Consider the following 20,615-nt stretch of genomic DNA (forward strand, 5'->3'; position numbering starts at 1 on the left):
TCATGAAATCAAAAGGCAGAAGTCAAACGTCAAAAAACACCAACAAAGTCCGATGTTCTATGTTCTATGCTCTTTGTTCTTCAACAAGGCTTTCCTCTTGATCTTTGAGTTGCAGATCGTAGATGGTGCGATACAACCCTGGCTGGGCCAATAGCTCGGTGTGCGTGCCGTGCTGCACGACCTTGCCAGCCTCAAGCACCAGAATTTGGTCGGCATTTTTGAGCGTCAGCAAGCGTTGGGCAATCACAAAGGTTGTGCGACCTTGCATCAGTTGTTCAAGCGCTTGTTGAATTAAGTGCTCAGTTTCCGTGTCCACGCTCGATGTCGAGTCATCCAAAATCAAAATGCGTGGGTTGAGCAACAAGGCGCGGGCAATCGCAATGCGCTGACGCTGACCACCAGAGAGCGTGACTCCACGCTCACCAACTTTGGTTTGATAGCCTTCACTGAAATGTAGAATAAAATCGTGAGCACGCGCTGCTTTGGCCGCTGCCATCACTTCATCATCGCTTGCTTCAGGCCGACCATAGCGAATGTTATCGGCGATGCTTGAACTAAATAAAAATGAATCTTGTAGCACAATTCCAATTTGTTGGCGCAAACTTTGAATTGCCAAATCGCGCACATCGTGGCCATCGACCAACACCCGCCCTTCGATTGGGTCGTAAAAGCGTGGGATGAGATTGGTGATTGTGCTTTTGCCCGAGCCAGTTGGTCCCATCAAGGCCACAACTTGGCCAGGTTTGGCCTCGAACGAAATATCGTGCAAGGTTGGGCGACCACCTTCGCGATAGGCAAACGAAACATGCTCGAATTTAACGTTGCCCTGGACATGCTCCAACGCATGGGCATCAGGTTTATCGGCTAATTCATCAAAAGTATCGATAATTTCAAATACGCGGGCCGAGCTAGCTACCGCTGTAGCCGCCAAGTTGACTGTAAAGCCCAAGCGTTGGACTGGATTATTGAGCAACAACACATAGCTGATCATGGCGAATAACGAGCCAACCGTAATTGTGCCGTTCATCGCCTGCGGGCCTCCAATCCAGAGCAAAATAATCACGCTGATGGCAACCAAAAAGTTGAAAAAGGGCCAGCTATTGCCCCAAATGCGAATCACCGCAAAACGGCGGTTATACCACTCGCCATTATCACGATCGAATTTTTCAAGTTCATATGGCTCACGCGCAAAAGCTTTGACCACCCGAATGCCCGTCAGGCTTTCTTGCATCATGGTCGAGAGCTTGCCCATTTGCTCTTGAATTTTGGTAAACAGCGGCTCGACCGTGTTGCCAAAACGAATTGTGGCGTAGAGCAACACGGGCAAGGGCAAGAGCGCCAAGCCAGTCAAACGTAAATCTTCAACGACCATCGCCACGATAATGCCGAAAAGCAAGAGCATAGTTGAGCTAAGTTCCAGCAAACCAACCCCGACAAAGCGCTCAGTTTCGGTAATATCGCTAGTAGCGCGGCTCATCAGGTCGCCAGTTTGTGAACGATCATGGAACGAAAATGGCAGCCGTTGAATCGCATCGTAAAAACGATTGCGTAAATCGTAGGCTACCCGAAAGCTGAGCCATTCGCCATAATAGCGTTGAGCAAAGCCAAAAATCACCCGTACCACCGCCACGCCCAAAATGATCAGTGCTGTAATCAGCAACGCGCGACTTGAACCACTGGCAATGCCTTCGTCAATCGCTTGTTTGAGCAATTGCGGAATCGCGATGTTCAAGCCGACCGCCAATAGAGTGGAACCATAGGCATAGAACACTTGCCTAGGGTAAGGCCGTAGGTGCGCCAGTAGTCGTCGATACTGATCTAGATGCTTCACGCATGCCTCCTTTTTGATGGTTATCCCGAACCAGCAGACTATATAGTATATGCTAAAATGTGCATAACAATATCAGTCTTTGGTCGCATGATCATTTTCCAAATGGTTAGATCGTGGGTGAAAACCCAAGAACACATGGTAATTAAGCTGTTGGGTTTTGGGGGTTAGCAAGCTTGATTTAGCTGGAACCACTTACTTACTGCCTAGAGTGTTCAAGTTGCTGTTGTTAAGTATAGCTTTTGCTGATTCAAATTTTTTGTGCTATTGTGTGAGCAATTACAGATAACAACCGCTAGGGGAGCCATGTGGCTGAGATTTCGCAACGGCGAAAGACCCTCTGAACCTGATCTCGTTAGTCCGAGCGAAGGAAAGCGGCGTGGTTTAATCCCGCCGTGCGCGGGATTTTTGCATGCTGACCCCTAGCCAATGTTCAAGGAGTTTATTTCGTGAAACGTTGGTTACTCAGTTTTTTAACAATTGGTTCATTGGTTTTAGCTGGCTGTGGTGCGGCGGCTACACCAACCGCTGAAACCGCGATTCAGCCTACTCCGGCCACCACAGCAGCCGCTGATGTTACGCCTGCGGCAACCCAAGCAACCCAAGCGCCGACTGATAGCGGCCAGTTTGCTGGTCAAACCTTGGTGGTGGTTTCGCACGATAGCTTTGCAATCAGCAGCGACGTTATCTCAGGTTTTGAGCAAATGACCGGCGCAACTGTCCAAATTCTGGAATCGGGCGATGCTGGCGAGGCGCTCAATAAGAGCATTTTGGCTAAAGGTGCACCCTTGGGCGATGTGTTGTATGGGGTTGATAATACCTTTTTGAGTCGGGCACTTGATGCTGATATTTTCGAGGCCTACGCTGCCAAGAATATCGAGCAAATTCCTGCTGAATTGAAGCTCGATAGCCAAAATCGGGTTTCGCCGGTTGATGTTGGCTATGTCACGATCAATTATGATAAAGCTGCCTTGGCCGAGGCGGGCCTGAGTTTGCCAACCGATTTGCGCGATCTGATCAAGCCAGAGTGGAAAGGCAAGTTGGTGGTTGAAAATCCAGCAACTTCGTCACCTGGTTTATCATTTATGTTGGCGACGATTGCTCACTTTGGCGAGAGCGGCGATTATACGTGGCGCAACTTCTGGAGTGACCTGCGAGCCAATGAAATCAAAGTTGCCAGCGGCTGGGAAGAAGCCTATTATGGCGATTTTAGCGGAGCCAGCGATGGTCAATATCCATTAGTGGTGAGTTATGCGACCAGCCCAGCGGCTGAAGTGATCTTTGCGACAACGCCTTTGACCGATGCACCGACGGGCAATTTGTTGTTGCCTGGTGGCTCGTTCCAACAAATCGAATTTGTTGGGTTGCTGAAAGATGCCAAAAACCCTGAATTGGGTAAAGCTTGGATTGACTATATGCTGAGCGATACCTTCCAGAGCGATATTGGTGGGCAGATGTTTGTGTATCCAGCCCTGCCTAGTGCCAAGGTTCCGGCTGAATTTACCCAATATGCCCAAGTTCCCGATAAAGTGGCGACGCTTGCGCCAGCCGAGATTGCTGCCAACCGCGAGCGCTGGCTCAACGAATGGCAAGAAACTGTCCTGCGCTAAAAATAAACGACCCCTGCAAGCTTCAAGTCTTGCAGGGGTCGTTTTGATCTAAAACAAATTTAGTCGCCAGTGGTTTTGACTGCTGGCCAATCGCCAACCATCAACCCGCCGACAACCCCGATTAATGCGCCAAAGCCACCGCCGAGCAAATATTCGCCTGTGACTGTGGCCAAGCCCAAGCCGATCAACACACAGAAGGCAACCCCCGCAATAATTCGCTTGAGCCGACCAAGCATAGTCAGCGAAATAATCGAATTTGCGGTGATCAAATCGTTGCCATTGCTGGCGGGAGCAGCTGGTTTTGGGGCAGCAGGTGCAGCCGGAGCAGCAGCAGGCGTGGCGGCAACCACAGGTGCAGCAGCAGGAGCTGGAGTTGCAGCAACAGCGACTGGCGCAGCAGGTGCATCGCTAGCAGCCGCTTTTTTGGCAGCCCGAATCGCTTCCAACCGAGCCTTTTTATCATCCGACATATTAGCGCCAACCGCAGCGCTGGCTGGAGCCTCGGTTGTTGCCGCTACGACCGGCGCAGCAGGTGCAGGTGCTGCCGCAGGCTCTTCGCCAGCAGCCTTCTTAGCGGCATTGGCTGCGCGAATCGCATCGAGCCGCGCCTTTTTTTCATCGCTTGTATCAGCCATGTGCGTCCCTCAGATAGCAAAGATTAAATTGATCGACATCATTCCGATAGCACGTTATTCCCAATCGCAAACAAGCCAGTAATCCCCAACTCAATGAGTTAAGGCTTCCAACTCGCGCTGTATTGTATCATGCTTGGTTGGTCTTGGTGCAGCAATTTGGCGAGGAAAATGAGTTCCGTTAAGCCAGCCGTGCCGTTCCACCCAAGAGCACGGCTGACCTTTTCGGATTGAGAGGAAACGCACCTGTAGTATGCCGCCAACAGATGAGTATCAGGTGAGGAGGATGTCAATAAGCGATTAACGTTAACCACCAATTGTTTAACCAAATTCTCACCATCTGAGCTATACTTGGGCGGTTGTGGTTCGTCAAAGGAGACATTCAATGGGCTTGGTCGAAAGTATTATGAATTTCAGCGAAGGCCGTCGCACCGAGGTTGTGCACGCCATTCGTGATGCAATTACGGCAGTTGCCGGGGTGCAATTGCTCGATGTTCAATCTGACGCTGATCATAATCGCACGGTGATTAGTTTTGCGGGCGAGGCTGAGGCAGTTGGCGAAGCTGCCTTCCAAGCAACCCGCACCGCCCAAGGCTTAATTAATTTAGATACCCATCGTGGCGAACACCCACGGATCGGCGCGACCGATGTGTTGCCATTTGTGCCACTTGGCCAAACCACAATGAAACAATGTGTGGCCTTGGCTCGCAAAGTTGGCAAGCGGATTGGCGATGAGTTGGGGATTGCGGTGTATTTGTATGAAGAAGCTGCGACTCGCCCCGAACGCCAGAATTTGGCCGATGTGCGCAAGGGCGAATATGAGGCTTGGCGCAAAGCTATCGGGGTTGATCCAGCGCGGGAGCCAGATTTTGGCCCAGCCGTAGCGACACCAGCTGGGGCAACCGTGGTTGGGGCACGTCAGCCATTAATTGCCTATAACATCTATTTAAATACTACCGATGTAGAGATTGCCAAAAAAATCGCTAAATCGATTCGCTACCTTGGCGGTGGTTTGCGCTATGTCAAAGCCTTGGGCTTGTTGGTCGATGGCCGCGCTCAAATCTCGATGAACTTGGTTAATTTTCGTGGTACGCCAATTCATCGCGTGCAAGAGCTGGTACGCGCCGAGGCCATGCGCTATGGCGTGACAATTACCGAGGGTGAAGTCATCGGGCTTGTGCCGCAAGATGCACTGGTTGATGCCGCTGAGCATTATCTGCAACTTAATCGTTTTCGCCGCGACCAAGTGCTTGAGGCCAAATTGGCCACGCCAAGCGCCGCTGATACTTGGCTACCAACCAATACGTTCCAAGCCTTTGCGGCGGGCACGCCAACGCCTGGTGGTGGTTCGGCAGCAGCCTTGGCTGGCGCTTTGGCTGGCTCGTTGGGCCAGATGGTGGCTAATTTAACCGTCAGCCGCAAAAAATATGCAGCGGTTAAGCACAGCGTGCAAGCAGCCTTGGAGCGCTTGAGCGAAGCAACCACCAGCTTAGGCAAATTGGCTTTAGCTGATAGTGCAGCCTTCAATGCTATCAGCGTCGCCCGTAAATTGCCCGAAGAGCAAGCTGACCGAGCGCAACAATTGGCGGCGGTGATTGTCCATGCCTGTGAAGTTCCCTTGCAAGTGGCCCAACAAGCCGCCAGTTTGTTTGATGATTTATATTTGTTGGCGACCCAAGGCAACGTCAATGCCCGCACCGATGCCCAAGTTGGCGGCTATTTGGCCTATGCCGCAGTTAATGGCGCTGGATTAAATGTGTTGGTGAATCTTGGTGATTTAAGTGATAGCCAATTGCGCGAACAATTCAGCGCGGCGGTTGCCAAGCTGCGCCAACAAGCTGAACAAGGCTTGCAAAAACTGACGACACTCTAGGCAGGGTTATGCTACAATGAGCACATAGATCAACTTCTGCGTATCGCGAGGAGATTTTTCAATGGCTCGTTGGCTTCTGATTGTCGTTGGCTTGGCTGCTTTGGTGCGCGTCATCGACTTACAACGTAAACTTGATGCCGCCCGCTCACGTGGCGATATGTACCGCGACATCTCAGCCCGCCTTGATCGTCAATTGGCGGATTTGCAAAAGCACGTGTAAGCATACCTGATAGCTGCTTAAACGAGCCGCTCAATAATCCTTGTTTGGATTGTTGAGCGGCTCGTTGTTTAATCGGTCTTGCGGCGGAGCTATCAGTCGGCCATCAGGCGCTCGTCAGATCGGCATACTGGCGTAGCATGGAGTTATTAAGTACGCTGCCTCTGGAAACACAAGCCCATGGAGGTCGCCATGCTGACGACACTATTTTTTGTTGCGCTCCTGCTTGTGGCATTAGCCGCATTGCCGTATATCTCACGCTCAACGCCAGTGGTCGAGGATGATTCCGACGAGCCACAATTACGCATGAAGCCGACGCGCCAACGCTAAGGCGCTCTCAAGGTCGGTCACTTCGCCAGCCGCTTGGGCTTCACGAATCGCCTCAAGCAACGCCCCAACTTGGGGGCCGGCTGCTAAACCTAGCTCTTGCATCAGCGTGTGTCCATCTAATAAGGGCACACGTTTTTGTTCGGCCTCAGCATCCCAATAGAACCCGAGCATCGCATCTGTCCAAGCGGCTTGGTAGGCCCAATGATGTTCTTGCAGCAGCGGCCCGCGTGTTGCCATATGGTCGGCCAAGGCATGCAGCAAGGTATCGACGGCGCTTTCCTTTAAATCGCGAAAGAAGCGATAGGCCGCTTTAGCCGTGGTTTCGGGCTGCGAGTACAGCTGACCAGGCCGCATATGCCCCGCAATTACTTTACACATATATTCAATCTCTTGGTTGCTAAATCGTAGCCGCTGGTATACACCTCGGGCAATGTCAGCGCCAATCGTTTGATGCTCATGAAACGATACGCTACCATCGGGCTTATCGACCCGCGTCGCGGGCTTGGCACAATCGTGCAGCAAAATTGCCATTTTCCAAAGGGCGCGATGGCTGGCAGTCTGGCCAATTGGCTGTTGGATTTGGGCAACAACCTGCTCGGCCCATTGCAGTTGTAGCGTCAACTTGGGTAGCATGCGCAAGGTCGCGGGTTGTTGAAAAAAGGCTGGTGGATGCCAATCATCGGCCATTGCTGGCGGTGCTGGTGGCGTTGGCTGTTGATCATGTTCCAACTGGGCTAGCAGCCATTCGCCAGCAGTAATCGTTTCGAGCGAATGCTCCCACACATCCAAAAAGTGAATATTGGGCTGGCTGTGGCCATACATGGGGCGAATTTCAGGAATTAAGCTTGGCAAAAGATTAACGCGATCTAAATAACGCAGCCAGCTAGCACTCCAACGGGTGGCTAAAATTGCTAATAGCTCAACTCTCACCCGTTCAACCGCCACTTTATTGATCAATTCGGCATGCGCCATGATTGCCTGATCGGTTGCTAAATCAAGTTGCCAGCCGAGTTGGGCCGCAATTCGCACGGCGCGAAGCATACGCAGCGGATCGTTGGCTAAAGCCTTGGCTTGCACCATGCGCAGCGTGGCAGTGGCAATATCGTTCAATCCAGCATGAGGATCGATAATTTGGCCGAGTTGGGCTTGCTCGTAAAGCGGCGCGGCCATGGCATTAATTGTAAAATCGCGGTCGGCCAAATCGCTCGCTAAGTCGGCAGCGCGTAAATGGGCCAGATCGAGATACTTGCCATCGGCCAAGACAACTCGCCCAATATCGCGTTCAGCATCAAGCACCACCAAACTCGCGTTGAGCTGGTTAGCAAGGGTTTGAGCTAAGCCAATGGCTGGTTGATTGACCACTAAATCAACATCATGCAACGGGCGGCCAATCACTAAATCGCGCAATGTACCGCCGACGACCCAGGCTGGCTGCGAACCTAAAAGTTGTTTAAGCACACTCAACGCATGGCGTAAACTCAGGTAGGCTGAGGTTTGGGGCAACTGAATATGGTTAATCTTCATACAAAACTCACTTTGGGCAGCTATGCTCTATAATTGGGGGATAATTGAACCCACCGAATGGCGAAAGGACTAAAGGCAATGAGTTTGACCGTAACGCAAACCGCGCTTGATGGCGTTGTCATTATTAAACCAAGCGTGTTTGCCGATGAACGCGGCTTCTTCCTTGAAACATACCATCAGACCAAGTTTGCTGACCTCGGTCTGCCTACCGATTTTGTGCAAGATAATCACTCACGTTCCAAGCAAGGGGTACTGCGTGGTCTGCATTATCAAGATGAGCGCCAGCCAATGGCAAAACTTGTGCGTTGTAGTGTTGGCAGTATTTTTGATGTTGCTGTTGATTTACGAGTTGGCTCGCCCACGTTTGGCAAATGGGTTGGGGTTGAGCTAAGCGCCGATAACTTTTTACAATTTCTGATTCCTTCGGGCTTTGGCCATGGCTTTGTAGTGCTTTCGGAGTTTGCCGAGGTGCAATATCGCTGTACAGGTTTATATGCGCCTGAGACTGAAGGTGCGGTGCGCTGGAATGACCCACAAATTGGGATTGAGTGGCCAATTAGCGAACCAACGCTCTCAGGCCGCGACCAAGCTGCAATGAGCCTCGAAACGTATCTTGAAAATCCAGCCTTTCAATATCGTGGCTAAGTATTTCGCTAGCTTAACGATTGAAAACAGCGTCGCGTCTTTCTCCGCAATAATGGGAGAAGGGCACGGCGCTGTTACGGTTAACGCTTATTGTTTGGTGGGCGACCCTACAAAATTACCACGAAACCCCATCTTTTTTGGCATCGAAGGTTTCCAAATCAAGCTCCATTGGTGGGCGCACTGCAAAATCGGTATATTCTTGTTGCTTGAGTGGAGCTAAAACCGAAGCAATAATGGTGACCACTAAGCCCAGCATAATTGCCAAGAAGGCCAAAGCCCCAGCTGGCGAATCATCGGCAAACAACATCATTGGCACAACAATAAACGAAAGCACTGATAACAAAAGTACAAATAGCGTGCCAATAATCGAATAGCTACGCTTGTTGGTCAAAGGTTTGTTTGACTCACTGGCCATTGATTGCTCACTCCTTAAACATGGTTGGTGGTTGCTACGCTCTATTTTAGCGTAACGCAGGGCGCTTGTAAAACGCCACACCCGCCAACATTGCTGTTGACGGGTGCGACTGACGTTGTTCGATTGCAAACTAAGGAAGAACGAGCAGCTTATTGAAGGCTTACATCATCAACAAAGAACGATGTAATCAATGAGCTATCTGTTGTGGTTTCAAAGCGGATGCGAACCGTTTGACCAGCATAAGCGGCCAAACTCAAACTTTCAGCTACCCAAGCGTTCTTGGTGTTGACATTCGAGCGGGTCGCCAGGGTTCCCAATAAGGTTCCGCTGGTATTGTAGACCCGAACGCGCAGGTAGTCGTAAGCCGTTGTGCTACCTTCGGCAGTGGTTTGATACCAGTAGAAGCTCAACGACTTGCCTGCTGGTACGGCCAAGGTTTGGTAGATCCCTTCGCTGGCATTGTTGTAGCCACCCATATAAACGCTGTAGCTACCAGTGCGTGGGCGGGTGGTATCGATCAAACCATAACCACCGCTTGAGGCTTGCGTCCAACCAGTTGTGCCGCTTTCGAAGCCACCATTGACGATGCTACCGCCGCCTGGAGGTGGGGTTGCCGTTGGTGGAACCACGGTTGGGGTGGTTGGAAGTGGCGTGCTAGTTGGCGGCGTTGGAGTTGGGGTTGAGCCACCGTTGTTGACAGCATTGTAGACGTTGATCCGACCACAAGTCCAGGTGCTACCGGTGCCGCTGATGCGATCTGAGGTCGAGCAGATGCGGTCGCGAATTTGGCTATTGGTCAAGCCTTGTGAGGCCAACAAACCAGCCAAACCAGCAACGTGTGGCGTAGCCATCGACGTACCGTTGATGGTGTTGTAGCCACTGTTAATCCAGGTTGAGTAGATGCTCGAACCTGGGGCCGCCACTTCGACCCACGAACCGTAGTTCGAGAACGATGAGCGAGCATCGGTTGAGGTCGTTGAGGCAACGGCAAAACAGTTGGTGTAGGCGGCTGGATAGGAACTGGTGGTGCTTGAGGTGTTGCTGTTACCAGCAGCACAAGCCAAGAACACCCCGCGACCCCAAGCGTAGTCAACAGCATTTTGCAAGGCCGTTGAACCACCACCACCAAGGCTCAAGTTGATGACCTCTGCACCATTGTCAGCAGCGTAGGTGATCCCGTTGGCCACACCAGCCAACGTCCCACTCCCACTGTTGTTCAATACCCGCACAGGCATCACCTTACAATTTGGACATGTGCCAGCACCACCAGTGCTGTTATTCGTCTCAGCGGCGCTTGTACCTGCAACGTGGGTACCGTGGCCATTGCCGTCAGTGGGGGTTGAGTCGTTGTCGATATAGTCGTAGCCAGCCACCATCTTGGCATCAAGATCAGGGTGGTTGCTTTGAACCCCTGTATCAACAACAGCAATCACCACGCTGCTGCTCCCTTGGGTGATATCCCAACCGGTATATGCACGGATGACACCCCATGCCCATTGTGAGCTTTGGCTTGGGTCATTGGGCGTAAAATTCACAGAATAAATAAAGTTGGGTTCGGCATATTCGATATTGGGATTTTGCTTCAAGTTAGCTAAGAAAGCTTCGCGGCCTGCGAGGGTATCGTTGCTCTTGAGGCTCGCAACTTCGATCACTTCTGCATCAAGTGCTGCAATGCGATCGATTTGCACCGCGCCAAGGGCTTTGAGGGCTGAGCTGCGGTTGGCTTTGCTAGTCGTGGCTTTGAATTTGACCACAAATTGGCCTGCCACTGCTGGAGCAGCAAAATCAACTCGTTCAACTGGTTTCGCAGGAGTACGGCTTTGACCAAATGAAGGGTTTGGAGCACTGAAGATAATCACGAGACTGCAGATCAAGACGAATGAAACAAACAGACGCTTCAAGGGTGCCTCCTCAATATGTGGATTGCAAATTTACCATGGGCAATCCCAAAACCGACAGTGGTTGGATTACCGCACGTACACATCATTGTTTCGAAGGAATCGGTGAGGCCGTTGGGTTCTTCCGAAGTCGCATGCCCCTTTCTGTGGATGAAGTAAGTGGCCAGTCGAACAACGTCGGGATACTCAAGTGGTCGAGTACATGACATATATTAAATCATTTTAACGAATTTGTCAAAATTATTAATATTTATTTGGCATAGGCTAAAAACACAACCATCACGAAATCGCTGATCTCGTGATGGTTGCTAGAGTTTATTGAACGGTCAGTTTAGAAAATGATAATCATGAAATCCTCCCCAAGATAGTGCATATGGCCTCAACACAACCAAAATATAGCTGTGAATTCACAAAGCCTCGTTGATCCTGGCGACGAGCATTGCTCATCGGTCGTGTTCCACCCTGCATTGGGAAGATCAGCAGTTGGTATCCGAGGCTTGCACACCCTCAATCTTAGAAGATTATTACCATAAACAGACCCCCAAATGTTATGTCAGTTCGATTATGCTGAATTCATTTAGAAAATGATAATCATGGTAGCCTCCCTCGCTATTTACACGGGGATGTTCCGGTAAACCGAGCAAGATCCGGTGGAGTTTATTGGTGTTGGGCGATGATACGTTAGCTGTAGGAATGTTGGATGTGTGGTGAGATTCCTCCTTAACGCCAGAGACCTCTCACGTTGAAACCATTGGTGGCTGATCAGGCTGATTCCTAGGCCGAATAGCCGTGATTCACTACAAAAATGGCTTCTACAGGCTATCGTAGGTAGGTTGTTAGGCCTATTGTACCTGTACAGCAGTTTTTTGTCAAAATTATTAATGGTTCTTTGGTACTAAAGGGGGGATAGCTATCCCCCATGAAGTCGCTAAAAGGTTTAACCCTGGCCTGAAAAGCATGACCTTGGTCCTATAATGCTGCATAGTACAGTCTCTACTCTAGCACTAGACTACAAAAAAATACCCCCCAAGGGGGATATTGAATCTATACCATTAATTTTTAGCGTCACGGTTGCGCAAAATGATTAATTATGTTCAAAATGGCTTCAAATTGGCTTGGTTGCTGCAAAAATGTGTCAATAAGCGCCTAGCCGTTGCGTTTTAGGCGGCCTGTGCGTTTGGCATATTCCTCGCCACGCAAGAAAATCCATAAGCCAAAGGGCACCAGCAACAAACCACTGCCCAATAACGGCAATAGATAGCTGGCCCAGAGGTCGAACGGCCCAGCATTATTTTGCAAAGCCCGCCGCATGCCTTCCAACACATAGGTCGCTGGCGAAATTGAGGCCAGTGGTTGCATCCAAGTTGGCAACACGCTAATGGGATAATACACGCCCGAAACCAACAAAATCGTGGCTTTGACGATGTTGGTCATCTGTGCTCCGCGCTCAGGAAACAGTAATGGCAAAACTGCCGCGACAATTCCTAAGCCAATAAAGCTGATACTGCCCGTCAGCAAGATGACGGTTGCACCCAAGAAGTTGGCATTCTCAAGGCTAATTTGAAAAAACACCGCCACAAAGGCCAAAATAATGCCGGTATGAAACAAGCCCCAGAAGATTGCAAAAATCGTTGTGCCCAGCATGTGGGTCAGCCGCGAAATCGGAGCCATAAAGGTATATTCAATCGTGCCTTCCCATCGTTCCCACTGTACCGATTCAGCAATACAATCAAACACTACTGCCAAATAGTGCCAAACCAATGTCCCGACAATCAAATATAAAATCGTGGCGTTAATCGTTGCTTGGTCGAATTCTTGGCCAGTAATCGCCCCAACTGCCTTACCAATAAAGGTGATCGATAAGGCATTGACGATCGAATAGATCAACCAAACAACTTCCCAGCCCCAATAACGTTTAATTAAGTTGATATTGCGCTCAACAAATGCATACGATGCGCGAGTTTCGCGCCAAAATGAACGCCCAAATGCCATAGCTCGCTCCTTGTTTTACGATGATGGGTAGTTGCTGTATGCATTGTACTGCGTTCTGCATCATGCTAAATCCGCCAAAAGGCAGAGCGAAGGATGAAGGATGCATTATGAGGGATGAAATTAAGAACAGAGAATATAGGGTTAAGTCAGAAGTCAAAAATCAAAAGGCAAAATCGGCATGGGAATTTAACGTAGAGGTGCAGAGTTTCAAAGAATGAAAGATGAAGGATCAGTGGGCAGAATCATAATCATACAAATCTGTGGCAATCTGTGGCTAAAAACAGCCTTCGCGCTCTTCGCGTTCTTTGTGGTTGCGTTCTTCGTGCCCTTCGTGAGTTCAACTTAACTGACCCCTGATCCCTAGCCCCTGACCCCTAAACAACAAACCCACACCTGAATTTACTCAGATGTGGGGTTTAACTTAAAAATGCTAAGTTTAGGCGGTTACATTTTTGCCAAGCGCTGCTAGCATATCTTCGATGCGCGTGAATTTGACTCGTGGCCGACCTGTGGCCGCACCATTGGCAACTTCAATCTCGTCGAGGCGTTGCCAATCGGCAAAGGTTACGTAGTTGGGTTGGCGTTCTTGCACCAATTTTTCAATGCTCTCACGCTCGGCATGGCTTGGATTGAGCACTTGCCCAGCTACCAAATCTTCGAGCATACATTGCACTGTTTCAACTGCATCAGGCTTATTGGTACCAATTACACCACTTGGGCCGCGCTTAATCCAGCCAGCGGTATATTCGCCAACTTTGGGCTGTTGGCTGGTTGGGTCGATAATGCGGCCTTTTTGGTTGAGGAAGGTTCCCCAGCGTTCGTTGAATGGTACATCGACCAGCGGCGAACCACGATAGCCGACCGAACGGAAAACCAAGCCAACTGGTAAATCTTCGGTCTCACCAGTTGCCCGTGAGGCGATGCTGCCCGATTCGCTGGCGTAGAGTTCGTTTTTGGCCAAACGCAAGCCAGCCACCCGCCCATCGCTATCGCCTAAAACTTCAGTTGGGCTAACCAAGAAGCGGAAAATCAGGCGGCGTTTTTTGCCTGCGGGCGCACGTTGAGCGTAGCCTTGCAGCAACTCGACCTTCTTCTGAGCGGCTTTATCGCCACCAGCTTCCAAATCGGCGCGGCTCACATCGTCGAGGGCAACTTCGCTGGGAATCGCCACCACATCGGCTTCTTCCAGCTCGCCCAATTCTTTGACTTCGGGAGTGGTAAAGGCCGCTTGAGCAGGCCCACGTCGCCCGAGCAAATACACTTCTTTAATATTGCTTTTGCTCAGTGCTTCCAACGCATGGTCAGCAATATCGGTACGCGCCAATTCTTCATGCGAGAGACATAAAATCCGCGCCACATCAATTGCCACATTGCCAACCCCAACCACCGCCACCCGCTCTTGCGAGAGATCGAATTGTAAATGGCGATAATCGGGATGGCCGTTATACCAGGCCACAAAGGCGGTCGCCGGAAAACTATTGGTCAGATCCTCGCCAGGAATCCCCATATGACGATCACTTTGCGCACCAGTGGCATATAAAATTTGATGATAGTGTTCAACTAAATCGGCGTGGCTGAGATCTTTGCCATATTCCACATAGCCAAAAAAGCGAAAACGGGGATTTTTAGCAACCAAATTAAAGGCCTTAGTGACGGTCTTGATTTTCTGGTGATCGGGCGCAACCCCACCGCGAACCAAACCAAACGGTGTTGGCAAACGGTCGAACATATCAACTTCAACAACCAGATCGCTTTGTTTGAGCAAGTGATCCGCCGCATAAAATGCCGATGGCCCAGAACCAATGATCGCAACCCGTAATGGCTGCGCTTCAGTTCCCACAGTTGTCATGATCGCAATCCTTTTGAGCGTCTAGCCCTCTTCGATAATTTGAGTTTCGAGGGTATCGAGCTTACCTTCATATTCCCCAAGTTGCGCCTTGACCACATCGCCAATCGATACAATTCCAAGTAAGATGTCGCCATCAAGAATTGGTAAGTGGCGGAAGCGGCGGTTGGTCATGGTTTGGAGCACGGCTCTAAGATCATCACTGGGGCGACCGGTTATCACATTGGCCGTCATCACATGCTGCACTTGGCGCTCAAAAATTGCCGGGTCTTGGGCTGCGGCCCGAATAATATCTCGCTCGGAGATAATTCCGGCAATTCGATCATCTTCAATTACCACCAATGTGCCAATGTTGTGTTCAGATAAAATCGCCACGGCTTGGCTCAGCGGGGCTTGCGGAGTAATCGTATGAATGATAGGACTTTTGGTAGCGAGCACATGCTTGATCTTCATAGCGTACCTCCAATCTAGCAGCGAATGGGGACGATGTAGGGCAACGATGCCATGCTGATAGTATCATACTTATGTCGATCCCGATATGCAAGATCAATGCCCACCACGCTTAATTGATAATTAATTTTGGTCACAATCGCTCTATTTGAAATTTCTTGCGAGGTTGTATGCTTGATCCCCAGGTTTTTTCAACCAAACGTTTGATTGCTAGCGCGATCAGTCTTGAGCATGCCGATCTGCTGGCTGCAATGCACCAAAATCCGACGGTGATGGCAACCCTCGGCGGTTTGCAAGATCGTCAACGTACCTTGCAAGGCTTGCACAATCAAATTGCTGATTGGCAGCAGGCCGGTTATGGATTATGTATTTTTCATGATCGCGCCAGCGGAGGCTTTGTTGGGCGCGGTGGTTTACGTTTATTGCAACTCGATGAGCAGCCTGAAACTGAAATTGGCTATGCCCTGCTGCCAGAATGGTGGGGCCAAGGCTTAGCGACCGAAATTGCCAGCCAAGCGCGAACGGTCGCCTTTGAACAATTGCAGTTAGCGTCGATTGTGCTTTTCACTATGACCACCAACATTGTTTCGCAGCGGGTTGCCGAAAAATTAGGTATGCGCTATGAACGCCATTTTGAACGAGCCAACCTGCCACATGTACTTTTTCGCCAAACCAAATCAGCTTGGATCGTTAATCGAAACCTGAGATCGATCTAAATTATTAGTAAAACAAATGCCTAAAATCCTCAAGCAGTTGCTGAATGGCTATCTATTTGGCAACTGCTTGGCTTTGAATTCTAAAGAAATACTTAAGATTTTAATTGACTCTTTAAAAATCTATACTATTATCGCTGGTGGGAATGTTCCTATCTTTGCTCTGGACTCTTGGACATTCACACGCGTAGCCATCGCATTCTCGCCTCGTTCTTGCCACGATCAATACCCAATGCTGAGTGTCCTCAATCAAAGGAGATTGTCGCCATGTGGTCGAACCTGAGCCGTTCGCGGTCGTTGTTGACCATTGCGCTCCTTGGGGTCTTGCTTGGTTCACTGAGTTTGTTACCAACGCACACCACCAAGGCCGCGATTACCGCCTATCAAGCCGCCGATCCAAATCTCGCCCCGTATGCCCAAAATGTGCTCGATCGCTTCGTTCAATACAAAGGTCAGTATTGGCTCGGCGGTCAGCAAGAAGTCCACTGGGATAATTCGCGTAAAGACGAAATGTCGAATGCAGTCTTTGCTCGCACCAATCCACAACGTTACCCCGCGCTACGTGGCTGGGATTTTCCGATCGGCGGCGCACTGCCCAACGATGGACAATGGATGATCGACGCGATCATCAGCGATTGGACCAATGCCAAAGTTATTCCAACCATTAGCCAACACTGGACACCGATTGCAAGCCAAGGCACCAATCACCAAGATATGTTTACGGTGGTTGATATTGATCGAATGTTTGTTGATGGCACTGCTGAACGCAATAATTATCTGATTTGGCTTGATAATATTGCCGATGACTTGCAGCAACTCGAAGATGCCAACGTGCCAGTGTTGTGGCGACCCTACCACGAGGCTGGTGGCGGTTGGTTCTGGTGGGATAAAGATAACGGAGCCACCAATTATCGCCGCCTTTGGGATGATATGTTCACCTATTTGGTGACCACCCGTGGCCTACACAACTTGATCTGGGTCTGGACACCTGGGGTCAAAGGGGTCAGCACAGCTTGGTATCCCGCTGGTCAAGCCGATATTTTGGGCAGCGACGTGTATAACGAAACTTCGGGCAACTATGTGAGTTGGTATGAAGATCTTGGGCGTTTCTCGCAAACCAAGATTAAAGCCCTCAGCGAAACCGACTACATGATGGACCCAGCCCTGTTGACCAGTGCCCCATTTGCTTACTTTATGATTTGGCATACCGATATGTTTTATCGCAATACCGATAGTCGCATTCAAAGCACCTATGCTCACTGGGCAACCTTGAATCGTACCAATGTTGGTCAACTTTGGAATGGTACGCTTGGGAGCGCTCCCACAGCAACGCCTGGTACACCAACGCCAACGCCATTGCCTGGGATCGTCGTCAGCGACTTCGAAGATGGCACGCTGCAAGGCTGGACTGGCACAAACCTCGTTTCAGAGCCAGTTGTCAACAGCGAATGGGCTGCCAATGGCCAACGTTCGATCAAGGCCCAAGTTAATTTAGCCGCTACGCCTGCCGATATTCGGCTCGCGCAAGCACTGGATTTGACGGGACAATCACGCATCCAAATTCGCCTGAGTGCCCAAAATGTTGGGAGCGGTCTCAGCGCTAAACTCTACATTAAGACTGGTAGCGCTTGGAATTGGAAAGATAGCGGAACTGTGCTGATCGATTCGGGCACAAGTTTGCTGACGATTGAATTGGCGGGCGTGCCCGATATCAACCAAGTGCGCGAGTTGGGGGTTGAATTCAATGCACTTGCTGGCAATAGTGGCACAGCAACGATCTACGCCGATTATCTAACCGTAGGCGTGGTCAATAGTAACCAGCCAACCCCAACTACGGGGCCAACTGCCACTGCGACCCGCACGCCAACCGCCACGCCCACCGATATTCCACCGCCTTCGCGCACGCCAACCCAAATACCAACGGCCACACGCACGCCAACCCAAGGCCCAACCTCGACCGCAACCAATGTTCCAACGATCACACCAACCACTATTCCAACCGCAACACGTACCCCAACCCAAGTGCCAACAGTTACGCCAACCAGCACTGGCGGCGCTTGTAAAGTTGATTTCAAGATCACCAGCCAATGGGGTGTGGGCTTTATCGCCGATGTTACCGTGACCAATCTCCAGCCAAGTGCCTTAAACGGCTGGAATGTGAAATTCAACTTCCCTGGCGGCCAAACCATCAGCAACCTCTGGAACGGCACGCTCAGCCAAAATGGCAGCGCAGTTACCGTCACCAATGCTAGCTGGAATGGCTATCTTGTAGCCAATGGTGGCACAGCCAACTTTGGTTTCCAAGGTGTTGGTAGCCCGCCAAGCTTGCCAAGCAACGCCTTCCAACTCAATGGAGCCACCTGCCAATAAGCTTAATTTCAGCGGAATAACGACGATCCTAGCAATAGGATCGTCGTTAGCATTTAAGCACCTAGGTGCTAGCTTGAAGCTGGTATGATGAAATAACTGGCTTATAGGTAGCACCCATGATTTTTATTCTGCAATCGATCGCCCTGGCAATTTCCATTTTCAATGCAATTATCTGTTTGTGGTTGGGCATGACCGTGGCGCTTGATGGCGGGCGTGAACGTGGCCCACGTTTGGCGGCGGCTGGTTTATTGATGGCTGGTGTGTTCTTTTTGATTCACGCGGCGATTATTGGGCGTGGCCCGCCAGTCGTTGATGTGGGCTTGCCCTTTTGGTGGCGAGTGATCAGCGTGGTTTCGTTGCTTGCGCCCTATGCCTGGTATGCCACGATGATCTGGTATACCGGAGTAAGCGGCAAGAGTCTGCGGATTCATAAATTGCTGCTGTTTACCATGGGCGTTTTTATTGGAATTTTGGGCTTGGTGCTGACGGCAATTTACCCTTTGCCCCAAGAAGCGCGGATTTTGGCTCTGAAAATTGTACCAGCTTGGTTAGTTGCTAATTTGCCATTTATTGTGGCAGGCTATCTTTTGGCCTTGATTATGTGTTTTAGTTTGCCAATTCATGCTTTATTGACTGGCCCGGGTCGGCGCAACAACTTGCCACATCAAGCATGGCTGCGGGTGCGATCATGGCTGATTCGTACCTCATTGCTGGGGTTGCTGGCCGGAATTGTGGCATTAATTGGGGCGGTGATCGTATTTTCGCAAGGTGCATCGGGTCGCACACCCGAGGTTGCTTGGCTGGCAGATCGCGCAATCGAACTGTTTTTTCAGCTTGATGTGATGGTGTTAATTGTGGTGGCAGCGGCCTTGGGTGCTGCTGGTCAGGCCATGGGAGCCTACGCCGCCTTTACTGATCGCCCCTTGCCGCAGTGGAATCGCATCGATCAATGGCGCTGGTTGGTAGCGATTGCTGGTGGTTTTGCCTTGATGGTCGGGGTCAGCTCAGCGCTGCAAGTCGCTTCGATCTACATTGTGTTGTTTGCCACGACCTTGGCTTCGCTGGCCTATGGCCTGTTGAGTTGGCGCTATCGGGTGGAGCACGAAGCCTTTATGGAGCGTTTGCGCCCGTTCGTCGGCAGTTTGCACTTTCAGGATCGTTTGTTGGATGGCGGAGCAAGCCTTTCGGCTTCGGTCGAAGGCTTGGTTGAGGCGGTCAGTCGTGATGTGCTGCGGGCGGAACGTGCTTGTTTGTTGCTGCGCGATGCGGTGCCAGGCCTGCCCAACGTGATTAGCTATCATTGGGGCCAAACCCCAATTCCGCTACTTGAACAATTGCCAATTTCCAACGAGCGGCGAACTTCGGGTATTCGGCTTGAGGCCCAAAGTGGTGCCGAGTGGGCTGTGCCTTTGTGGGATGGACGTGGTTTGGCTGGAGCGTTGGTGCTTGGTTCGCCCCAAGCAGGTGCGGTGTATAGCGAAGAATTGATGGAAGTAGCAGCGGCCTGCTGTGCTCGTTTGACCGATGCACTGGCTGGCGAACGAGCTGCCCGCATGTTGGGCGATGTGTTGCGCCAACGGATTGCTGAAGTCAAAGTCTTAGGTAGCCAAGGGCGACGCACCTTGCACGATGATGTGTTGCCGCAAATTCATGCCGCCTTGATTCATCTGAGTGCAGTTTCGGCCAACGATCCTATGGCCCAACAAACAATTCAGGCGTTATCGGAGGCCCATACCAAACTCTCGGCGCTGATTCGCTCGTTGCCGCCAGCTACGCCGCATCGTTTGGCCCAAGGTGGTTTAGCCCAAACCTTGCACGACATGGTTTTGGTTGATTTTGGCAATGCCTTTGATCAGGTCAGCTATACGGTTGCACCTGCGGCAGAAGCACGTTTGGCTGATACGCCGCAATTTATCGGCGAAGTGGTTAGCTATGCCCTGCAAGAAACCCTGCGCAATGCCGCCCGCCATGCCCGTGGCAACAATCCTCGCCGCAATTTGCAGATGCGGGTGCAAATCGATTGGCAACATGGTTTAGTTGTCGATATTTGCGATGATGGCGTGGGCATGCAAACCCATCAAGCAAGTTCATCGGGCAGTGGGAGTGGCTTGCGCCTGCATCGTGGTTTGTTGATGGTGATTGGTGGCAGTCTGAATATTGCTACACCAGAGCAGGGCGGCACGCATATTCATATTCAAGTTCCTGAAGAACTATGGAATTTGCCAGTGCTGGAGCCAGAAGAAATTGCCTAAAACCACAAACGGCTCGCATA

16 protein-coding genes and 1 riboswitch are annotated in these 20,615 nt (G+C 50.7%); of the genes, 8 read left to right on the forward strand and 8 right to left on the reverse strand.

The features are described 5' to 3' along the window. Positions 1-64: 64 nt before the first annotated feature. A complete protein-coding gene (locus ABEB26_RS01700) occupies positions 65-1,831 on the reverse strand; it encodes an ABC transporter ATP-binding protein (protein WP_345720207.1) in 1,767 nt (588 codons plus the stop codon). A 284-nt stretch (positions 1,832-2,115) separates the two neighbouring features. Beyond that, a riboswitch (TPP riboswitch) is annotated at positions 2,116-2,218 on the forward strand. A 59-nt stretch (positions 2,219-2,277) separates the two neighbouring features. Between ABEB26_RS01700 and ABEB26_RS01705 the strand changes: the two genes are divergently transcribed. Further along, a complete protein-coding gene (locus ABEB26_RS01705) occupies positions 2,278-3,438 on the forward strand; it encodes a thiamine ABC transporter substrate-binding protein (protein WP_345720208.1) in 1,161 nt (386 codons plus the stop codon). A gap of 59 nt (positions 3,439-3,497) precedes the next feature. On the opposite strand, the gene ABEB26_RS01710 is transcribed toward ABEB26_RS01705, so the two are convergent. Then, a complete protein-coding gene (locus ABEB26_RS01710; protein WP_345720209.1) occupies positions 3,498-4,073 on the reverse strand; it encodes a hypothetical protein in 576 nt (191 codons plus the stop codon). Between the two features lie 382 nt (positions 4,074-4,455). Here ABEB26_RS01710 and ftcD point away from each other — a divergent pair, with 382 nt between their 5' ends. From ftcD to ABEB26_RS01725, 3 genes are all read left to right on the forward strand, one after another. Further along, positions 4,456-5,943: a glutamate formimidoyltransferase gene (ftcD, locus tag ABEB26_RS01715; RefSeq protein ID WP_345720210.1), complete on the forward strand. Its 1,488-nt coding sequence runs from the start codon at positions 4,456-4,458 to the stop codon at positions 5,941-5,943. Positions 5,944-6,004: 61 nt separating this feature from the next. Then, positions 6,005-6,163, forward strand: a complete 159-nt coding sequence (locus ABEB26_RS01720; protein ID WP_345720211.1) for a hypothetical protein — start codon at positions 6,005-6,007, stop codon at positions 6,161-6,163. A gap of 189 nt (positions 6,164-6,352) precedes the next feature. After that, the gene (locus tag ABEB26_RS01725; RefSeq protein WP_345720212.1) at positions 6,353-6,490 is read left to right on the forward strand and encodes a hypothetical protein; all 138 of its coding nucleotides are present in this window, start codon (positions 6,353-6,355) and stop codon (positions 6,488-6,490) included. On the opposite strand, the gene ABEB26_RS01730 is transcribed toward ABEB26_RS01725, so the two are convergent. After that, on the reverse strand, positions 6,461-8,014 hold the full coding sequence (locus ABEB26_RS01730; RefSeq protein ID WP_345720213.1) for a tRNA nucleotidyltransferase/poly(A) polymerase-related protein: 1,554 nt from the start codon (positions 8,012-8,014) through the stop codon (positions 6,461-6,463). The two genes, ABEB26_RS01725 and ABEB26_RS01730, sit on opposite strands and share 30 nt — an antisense overlap. Before the next feature lie 78 nt (positions 8,015-8,092). Between ABEB26_RS01730 and rfbC the strand changes: the two genes are divergently transcribed. Further along, positions 8,093-8,659, forward strand: a complete 567-nt coding sequence (rfbC, locus tag ABEB26_RS01735) for a dTDP-4-dehydrorhamnose 3,5-epimerase (protein ID WP_345720214.1) — start codon at positions 8,093-8,095, stop codon at positions 8,657-8,659. A 115-nt stretch (positions 8,660-8,774) separates the two neighbouring features. On the opposite strand, the gene ABEB26_RS01740 is transcribed toward rfbC, so the two are convergent. From ABEB26_RS01740 to ABEB26_RS01760, 5 genes are all read right to left on the reverse strand, one after another. Further along, positions 8,775-9,074, reverse strand: coding sequence for a hypothetical protein (locus tag ABEB26_RS01740; RefSeq protein WP_345720215.1), 300 nt, complete (start codon positions 9,072-9,074; stop codon positions 8,775-8,777). Between the two features lie 149 nt (positions 9,075-9,223). Beyond that, positions 9,224-10,975 (reverse strand): S8 family serine peptidase, encoded by a 1,752-nt coding sequence (locus ABEB26_RS01745; RefSeq protein ID WP_345720216.1) that lies wholly within the window; start codon positions 10,973-10,975, stop codon positions 9,224-9,226. A gap of 1,143 nt (positions 10,976-12,118) precedes the next feature. Further along, the gene (locus ABEB26_RS01750; protein WP_345720218.1) at positions 12,119-12,964 is read right to left on the reverse strand and encodes an ABC transporter permease; all 846 of its coding nucleotides are present in this window, start codon (positions 12,962-12,964) and stop codon (positions 12,119-12,121) included. A gap of 436 nt (positions 12,965-13,400) precedes the next feature. Beyond that, positions 13,401-14,813 (reverse strand): FAD-dependent oxidoreductase, encoded by a 1,413-nt coding sequence (locus tag ABEB26_RS01755; protein WP_345720219.1) that lies wholly within the window; start codon positions 14,811-14,813, stop codon positions 13,401-13,403. A gap of 21 nt (positions 14,814-14,834) precedes the next feature. Next, positions 14,835-15,263 carry a CBS domain-containing protein gene (locus tag ABEB26_RS01760; RefSeq protein WP_345720220.1) on the reverse strand — a complete coding sequence of 143 codons (429 nt, stop codon included), beginning with the start codon at positions 15,261-15,263 and terminating at the stop codon, positions 14,835-14,837. 167 nt (positions 15,264-15,430) lie between these two features. Here ABEB26_RS01760 and ABEB26_RS01765 point away from each other — a divergent pair, with 167 nt between their 5' ends. The 3 genes from ABEB26_RS01765 to ABEB26_RS01775 all read left to right on the forward strand — a co-directional run bounded on the left by ABEB26_RS01765 (position 15,431) and on the right by ABEB26_RS01775 (position 20,595). Beyond that, positions 15,431-15,976, forward strand: a complete 546-nt coding sequence (locus ABEB26_RS01765) for a GNAT family N-acetyltransferase (protein ID WP_345720221.1) — start codon at positions 15,431-15,433, stop codon at positions 15,974-15,976. 264 nt (positions 15,977-16,240) lie between these two features. After that, entirely contained in the window at positions 16,241-18,343 is a 2,103-nt protein-coding gene (locus tag ABEB26_RS01770) for a glycosyl hydrolase (protein WP_345720222.1), read from the forward strand. Positions 18,344-18,459: 116 nt separating this feature from the next. Then, on the forward strand, positions 18,460-20,595 hold the full coding sequence (locus tag ABEB26_RS01775; protein ID WP_345720223.1) for a sensor histidine kinase: 2,136 nt from the start codon (positions 18,460-18,462) through the stop codon (positions 20,593-20,595). Positions 20,596-20,615 lie beyond the last annotated feature (20 nt).

The organism is Herpetosiphon gulosus (genome assembly GCF_039545135.1).
Taxonomy (GTDB): Bacteria; Chloroflexota; Chloroflexia; order Chloroflexales; family Herpetosiphonaceae; genus Herpetosiphon; species Herpetosiphon gulosus.

Coding starts and splice junctions, on each gene's coding strand:
- ABEB26_RS01740 (WP_345720215.1), bottom strand. CDS start 9,074: ATGGCCAGTGAGTCAAACAAACCTTTGACCAACAAGCGTAGCTATTCG.
- ABEB26_RS01755 (WP_345720219.1), bottom strand. CDS start 14,813: ATGACAACTGTGGGAACTGAAGCGCAGCCATTACGGGTTGCGATCATT.
- ABEB26_RS01730 (WP_345720213.1), bottom strand. CDS start 8,014: ATGAAGATTAACCATATTCAGTTGCCCCAAACCTCAGCCTACCTGAGT.
- ABEB26_RS01765 (WP_345720221.1), top strand. CDS start 15,431: ATGCTTGATCCCCAGGTTTTTTCAACCAAACGTTTGATTGCTAGCGCG.
- ABEB26_RS01710 (WP_345720209.1), bottom strand. CDS start 4,073: ATGGCTGATACAAGCGATGAAAAAAAGGCGCGGCTCGATGCGATTCGC.
- ABEB26_RS01770 (WP_345720222.1), top strand. CDS start 16,241: ATGTGGTCGAACCTGAGCCGTTCGCGGTCGTTGTTGACCATTGCGCTC.
- ABEB26_RS01750 (WP_345720218.1), bottom strand. CDS start 12,964: ATGGCATTTGGGCGTTCATTTTGGCGCGAAACTCGCGCATCGTATGCA.
- ABEB26_RS01775 (WP_345720223.1), top strand. CDS start 18,460: ATGATTTTTATTCTGCAATCGATCGCCCTGGCAATTTCCATTTTCAAT.
- ABEB26_RS01760 (WP_345720220.1), bottom strand. CDS start 15,263: ATGAAGATCAAGCATGTGCTCGCTACCAAAAGTCCTATCATTCATACG.
- ftcD (WP_345720210.1), top strand. CDS start 4,456: ATGGGCTTGGTCGAAAGTATTATGAATTTCAGCGAAGGCCGTCGCACC.
- ABEB26_RS01725 (WP_345720212.1), top strand. CDS start 6,353: ATGCTGACGACACTATTTTTTGTTGCGCTCCTGCTTGTGGCATTAGCC.
- rfbC (WP_345720214.1), top strand. CDS start 8,093: ATGAGTTTGACCGTAACGCAAACCGCGCTTGATGGCGTTGTCATTATT.
- ABEB26_RS01720 (WP_345720211.1), top strand. CDS start 6,005: ATGGCTCGTTGGCTTCTGATTGTCGTTGGCTTGGCTGCTTTGGTGCGC.